The sequence below is a fragment of the Actinomycetota bacterium genome (assembly GCA_040755895.1).
Lineage (GTDB): Bacteria > Actinomycetota > Aquicultoria > Subteraquimicrobiales > Subteraquimicrobiaceae > Subteraquimicrobium.
The window spans coordinates 1-6,298 of the sequence record JBFMAG010000062.1 but is presented as its reverse complement, the minus strand read 5'-3'; the positions used below and the strand labels follow the sequence as shown (position 1 = coordinate 6,298).

Below are 6,298 nucleotides of genomic sequence, written 5' to 3'. Positions count from 1 at the left end.
AATAAGCTTTTTGGCCAAACTGGTTTAAACATTTTGAATTTTGGATTGTCATTTTACAGTTTTCATTTTAAATTTTGAATTTAACAGGAGCTTAATCGAAATTTATGCCTAGCTTATACTTTATTCTTATGTGAATAAACCTTTAACCCACAACCTTGAACCTTCAACGATCCTTCAATACCTCCTTAAGAGCTGCAATAAACTCCTCATTCTCCTCCCTGGTTCCAATGGTCACTCTGAGGTAGGTATCATAGCCAAAAATATCTCCAGTTCTTACGATCACTCCTCGGTGAAGCAATTTCTTAAAAATCTCTCGAGAATCTCGCTCCACATTTACCCATATAAAATTGGCTTCGGTTGGAACGCATTCCAAACCCAGTGTTTCAAATTCCCCATAAAGATATCTTTTGCCCTCGGCATTCAGGCGCTTTCTTCTAATCACTTCATCCTGGCAATCGAGGCTGGCCAGAGCCGCAACCTGCGCCAGGGCATTCACATTAAAGGGCTCCCGAATCTTGCTCACCGCCTCCACCAGAAAATTGGGAGCTACACCATAACCTATTCGAAAACCAGCCAAACTATATATCTTGGAAAAGGTGCGTAAGATGGCAACTAACTTCCCTTGGCGGAAATAATCAATTCCATCGGGATATCTTTCATCCTCGACATATTCAAAATAAGCTTCATCGAATACGACCACTACTCCTCCTCTAATTTTCTCCAAAAATTCACTCACTTCGTCCTCAAATACTATAGTTCCCGTGGGATTGTTGGGATTGCAGATTATGATCATTTTAGTCTTTTCGCTAATGGCCTTCAGCATTGCTGGAAGGTCATGCCTAAAGTTATTAAGAGGAATTTCCCTGCAAATTCCCCCCATCATCCTGGTCACAGTTGGATAAACGATGAAGGAGGGTTTGGCGAATATCACTTCCTCACCCGGATTTAATACGGCATTGGCGATCAGTCTGATGAGCTCGTTTGACCCATTGCCTATCATGATATTTGGCTCGGGAACATCAAGAAAAGAGGCCAACCTTCCCTTAAGAGCAGTGCAATTGGCATCGGGATATCTATTCAGATCCCTGAATATCCTTTCTACCGCAGCTATAGCTCGAGGAAATGGTGGATATGGAGACTCGTTGGATGCCAATTTAATCACTTTCTTAAGCTTTAGTTCACATTGAACTTCAGAAATTGGTTTTCCGGGTTTATACGGCTTTAACCCATCTAATTCGGGGCGACAGATATCATTCAATTTTTAACTCCTCATATCGAAAAATCTACCGAATTGTAGGAAAATTTTAGCACAAGCCGATTCAACCTCTCAATAAGAGCCAAACTAATCCCACCTCAAATGGCAGGTGTCATTGAGCAATGAAATTATTCCCCCTTTGTCATAAAAATCAATTATATTAAGAGCGGCGCTATCCTGTTTTATCTTCCAAAAATTAGAAAAATCCAAACCCAGAATCTCGCAAATTATGGCTCTGATCGGACCAGCATGAGTGACCATAACAACTTTTCCCTCCGCATTTTCACCGATCACTCGCTGCAAACCTTCACTCACGCGACTTTTAAAGGAAGACAATGACTCTCCTCCCGGAGGAAGACCTTCCTCGCCCGCAGTCCATCTTTCCATAAATCGGGGGTAGTCTCTGTTTATCTCATCATAAGTGAGCCCCTCCCACTCCCCATAGTTGATCTCGTTTAATTGAGGAAGCACCTTGATCTCCAATCCATGAATATCGGCGATGGCTTGAGCGGTCGTGAGGGCTCGTTTTGAAGAACCGGAATAGATTGAATTCAAGGATTCTCCCCTAAGTCTCCTGGCTAAAACTAAAGTCTGGTGTTTCCCTCTTTCAGTCAGCCCTAAATCCGTGGAACCGAGATATTTCGATTCCACATTCCACTGGGTCTCGCCGTGCCGAATGAGAAATACCCGTAACACCTGATTATCCCCTATTCGAGGTCGCTTGCTAGTGGCTAAATGATACCAAAATTGTTAGCAATATCCAAACCTCGGAAAGTTCCGTTATAGCCCCAAGCGTATCTCCCGTCATGCCCGAAATCCTTTTCGACATAAAGTGAGCGATGGCCGTTGTAAACAGCAACAGACCGGCAAAAACATGGATCGATCCACATTTGAAGCAGAGTATACCAATCAATAACGAGATTGATGAGGCAACAAAAAGCTCAAATGATTTGGTATTATCGATGAATATCTTCCCCAGACCATCCCCTCGAGCTGCGGGGTATAGAAAAGCGGCATAAACCGTGGACCATCGCCCCAGCGAGGGCATCGTAATCAAAGCAAAGTTTTTGATCTCATTGGGAAGTGAGTCCAACAAAAGGAATTTAAGCAACAAAATGAGAAACAAGGCGGTTATCCCAAAGGTACCTATTCGAGTATCCCTCATGATTTTCAGTATCTCGTCTTTTTGGCCCCCCACCAAAAAACCATCTGCGCTATCTGCCAATCCATCGAGATGAATCCCCCGAGTGAGGATGATTAACGAGATTACTAAGAGAAAATTTACCACTCGGTGCGGCAGAAAGTAGGAAAGGAGAAAATTAAATGCGACCAAAATTAAACCCAAAAGCAATCCAACCAATGGGAAAAATGTTGTGGATCTTCCCAGGCTTTTAAGATCCTGCCTTTTAGGCTCGGGAATGGGAAATATGGTTAAAAACTTCAAAGCGTGAAGGAATGAATTAATCATCGATTGATTCCGATACCCCAGCTTCACCGAAGGTGGCCATCTCGGACAAAATCTTACAGGCGGCCTCGACAATGCTCATTCCAAGGGCAGCTCCCGTTCCCTCACCCAAACGCATATCCATATAGAGCATGGGTTTTAAGCCCAATACATCGAGCATTATCTTGTGCCCCTGTTCCGCCGATACATGGGAGGCGACCATATATCCCACGGATTTTGGAGCAATTCTGCTGGCTATCAAAGCCGCGGCTCCGGAGATAAACCCATCGATTACCACGGGTATCTTAAGAGCAGCTGCACCGAGGATACAACCAGCGAGTCCTCCAATCTCTAAGCCCCCTACTTTGGTCAAGACATCCAAAGGATCATCGGGGTCGGGTTGATTTACCTCCAATGCCTCCTCAATGACCCTGATCTTCAAACTCAATCGATGGTCATCAATACCGGTACCCCTGCCAACGACCTTTTCCACGGGGAGACCGGTGAAAGCCGCCAATATAGCGCTGCTGGGGGTGGTGTTGCCAATTCCCATATCCCCGGTACCGATGATGCTGACACCTTTTTCCACTTCATCCTGGACGATCCTTATTCCCGCTTCGATTGAGGCGATTGCCTCACCCTTCAACATCGCGGGTCCTCGGGCAATATTCGCAGTACCGGCTCTTACCTTTTGCGAGATGACCCGAGGGTTATTGATGCTACTTGCTACCCCGATGTCCACGACGACTACCCTGGCACCGACATGTCTAGCTAGGACATTGATGCCGGCTCCTCCTTCAATGAAATTGTAGACCATTTGGACCGTTACCTCCTGAGGGAAAGCACTCACTCTCTCTTCCACCACCCCATGGTCTCCGGCCATAACCACGATGACCTTATCGGCAATTTTCGGTAATGGATTGCCCATTATACCTGCAATTTTAATTGATATCTCTTCTAAAGCTCCTAAACTACCCCTTGGTTTGGTTAATTGGTTTTGCCTTTCCCTCGCCAGATGCATTGCCTCCTTGTCCACATCACCGATTGTCTTCAATATTCGCTTTAATCTGTACATTTTAACCCCCATAATGCAAATTAACATCCTACTTATCACCTACGCGGTGATAAGTGGACACTGATCTTCATGAACTTAATATCTCCTTGAGAGCATCGATCAATTTTTCGTTCTCCTCACGGGTTCGAATCGCCAAGCGGATAAACCCCCTGCTAAGGCCGCGGAAAGATTCGCAATCGCGGATTAAGAGGCACCTCCTCGCCAACTCATTCTGAAGTCTCTTTGAATCCCAATCCCGATGCTCGATCTCCACCAGTATAAAATTTGCCTGCGAAGGATAGGGTTTAAGACCCTTCATATCCGACAAAGCCATGAACAGATGGTGCCTATTCTCCCGAATTTTGATCCTACTTTGCCTCATGAACTCGATATCCCTAAGAGCAGAAACGCCAGCCACCTGAGCAAAACAGTTTATATTCCAGGGATTTTTGATAGAATTTAATTCTTCCACGTACTTGGGATTGGCTATGGCATATCCTACTCTCAAGCCAGCCAAAGCAAAAAACTTCGTCAACGAACCCAATACAAAAATGTTGTCTCTCTTTTCCGCCTCCCTGTTCAGAGAGAATCTCTCTCTTTTCTCGACGAAGTCCATATAAGCTTCATCCAAGATGAGTACGACCTTGAGTTCATCTGCTCTTTCCAAAATCTTGAGTAAATCCTCCCCCGCAAGTAGATTTCCCGTGGGATTGTTGGGATTACAAAGGAAAACCATTTGCACCCTCGGAAGAGCTTCCAAAATCTCTTCTGTAGGAATGGTAAAACCTTCTTCCTTTTTGAGCCGAATATGGATTACCCCTCCACCTACAGCTTTGATGGCCAGTTCGTACTCGCAGAATGTGGGAGCGGGAATCAATGCAAATCGGGGACGAAAATAGCTGGTCAAAAGGTAGATGAGTTCCACAGACCCATTGCCCAAAATTATGCTACTGGGCTTGACTGAAAGATACTCCGCCAGAGCCTTCTTCAACCCCCTCGACTCATGATCCGGATAATGAGCGACCTCGGATAAATTCTCTCTAATGCTCTCAAAGACGGAAGGCGGAGGACCAAAGGGATTGATATTGGCACTAAAATCGATTAATTGGTCAAGGGGGTGACCGTGAGCCCAAGCGACTTCCAATCTATTTCCACCGTGTACCCGCTTAAATCCCTTCATCAAAACCTCCACAACATTGCACTTGCCACTACCCAACGGCCAAATAAATGACCGCTCCCAGTGATAGTGAAAGGAAAGCAACCATATATAGGATCGCCGTTGCCTCGCGTATATGCTTAAGCGAAATTTCTACTTTTGCATCCCCCATAAAAGGGCGAAAACTGGATATACCTTGGTAAAAGTTCACTCCACCCAGCCGGACGCCGAGGGCTCCCGCCATAGCCGCTTCGGGGATGCCGGCATTCGGACTCAAATGTTTTCTCGAATCTCGAAGCATTATCAGGACACAGGATCGAGCATCCTTACGCAAAAGCAGACAGGCTATGGGAAATAAAAATCCGGTTATTCGAGCGGGAATGAAATTTGCCAGATCATCAAGCCTGGCTGAAAACCAACCAAATCTGCGATAGTCATCATTCCTATAACCCACCATGGAATCCAAGGTATTTACCGCTTTATAGGCGATGGCCAAGGCAGGACCTCCCAGAAAGGCATAAAATAATGGAGCTACAACCCCATCGGTGGTATTCTCGGCCACGCTTTCAACCGTGGCGCGAAGGATCTCCCTCTCACCGAGGTTCTCCGTATCCCTTCCCACAAGGTGAGATAGACGCTTCCGAGCGGCGTCCAAATCCCTGGATAACAAATGACCTACCGAGATCGCCTCTCTGGATAAACCCTTGGTGGCCAATACGGCGTAAAGTAAGTAAACTTCAATGGCCATCTTCAACCAACTGGAAATCGAATTGGTCAAAATGAGAACCAAAAGGGTGACTACATAAGAAATTGAAACAACGGTGAAGGTGAGGATGAAACCCGCAAGGTACTTCCCCTTACCTCGAGCAAACTTTCGCAACAGTCCTTCAAGGGAGGTGATTAGCTTCCCCATCGCCTTGACTGGATGTGGCAGTCTGGGAGGATCGCCCAAGAGCAAATCCAAAAGAAAAGCCAAAATTATCTTTCCAACCATTCGTCATCAACCCTGTGCTTGCTAAAGAATCGGCGTTTCAAAATTCTATTCCCCTTCTTCCCTTCATCCCTCCATCAAAGGGGTGCTTTATCTTCCTCATCTCGGTTACCAAATCGGCTTTCCCGATGAGAGCCTCCGTAGCTCCCTTGCCAGTTAAAATGAGCTCAAGATGTTGAGGCTTCTTATCCAAGAGAGTAAATATCTCCTCTTCGGTCAGGAACCCATCACGTAAAGCCACATTTATTTCGTCCAAAATAAGTAGATCATATTCTTCCCTCTGGAAAATCTCTTGGATAAAACGGAGGGCTTTCAAACAATCCTCCCGTACACCTTTGAAATCCACCTCACAAAAGTGTGGGTGCTTAGGTGCAAAGCAGAAAATTTCTATCCTCAAA

At 45.6% G+C, this 6,298-nt stretch carries 7 protein-coding genes; all 7 read right to left on the bottom strand.

From position 1 onward, the window contains the following. Positions 1 to 163: 163 nt before the first annotated feature. Complete coding sequence (gene hisC, locus AB1466_02925; GenBank protein ID MEW6189057.1) at positions 164 to 1,258, bottom strand: histidinol-phosphate transaminase; 1,095 nt, start codon at positions 1,256 to 1,258, stop codon at positions 164 to 166. Between the two features lie 84 nt (positions 1,259 to 1,342). Beyond that, positions 1,343 to 1,951, bottom strand: a complete 609-nt coding sequence (locus AB1466_02920) for a histidine phosphatase family protein (protein ID MEW6189056.1) — start codon at positions 1,949 to 1,951, stop codon at positions 1,343 to 1,345. A 28-nt stretch (positions 1,952 to 1,979) separates the two neighbouring features. After that, positions 1,980 to 2,723, bottom strand: coding sequence for an adenosylcobinamide-GDP ribazoletransferase (gene cobS, locus AB1466_02915; GenBank protein ID MEW6189055.1), 744 nt, complete (start codon positions 2,721 to 2,723; stop codon positions 1,980 to 1,982). Beyond that, the gene (gene cobT, locus AB1466_02910; GenBank protein ID MEW6189054.1) at positions 2,716 to 3,774 is read right to left on the bottom strand and encodes a nicotinate-nucleotide--dimethylbenzimidazole phosphoribosyltransferase; all 1,059 of its coding nucleotides are present in this window, start codon (positions 3,772 to 3,774) and stop codon (positions 2,716 to 2,718) included. Before cobT ends, cobS begins: the two co-directional genes overlap by 8 nt. 67 nt (positions 3,775 to 3,841) lie before the next feature. Then, positions 3,842 to 4,933 carry a threonine-phosphate decarboxylase CobD gene (gene cobD, locus AB1466_02905; GenBank protein ID MEW6189053.1) on the bottom strand — a complete coding sequence of 364 codons (1,092 nt, stop codon included), beginning with the start codon at positions 4,931 to 4,933 and terminating at the stop codon, positions 3,842 to 3,844. Between the two features lie 28 nt (positions 4,934 to 4,961). Further along, a complete protein-coding gene (gene cbiB / locus AB1466_02900; GenBank protein MEW6189052.1) occupies positions 4,962 to 5,903 on the bottom strand; it encodes an adenosylcobinamide-phosphate synthase CbiB in 942 nt (313 codons plus the stop codon). Between the two features lie 37 nt (positions 5,904 to 5,940). Next, positions 5,941 to 6,298: cob(I)yrinic acid a,c-diamide adenosyltransferase (locus tag AB1466_02895; protein MEW6189051.1), on the bottom strand; the 358-nt coding region annotated here is incomplete at its 5' end.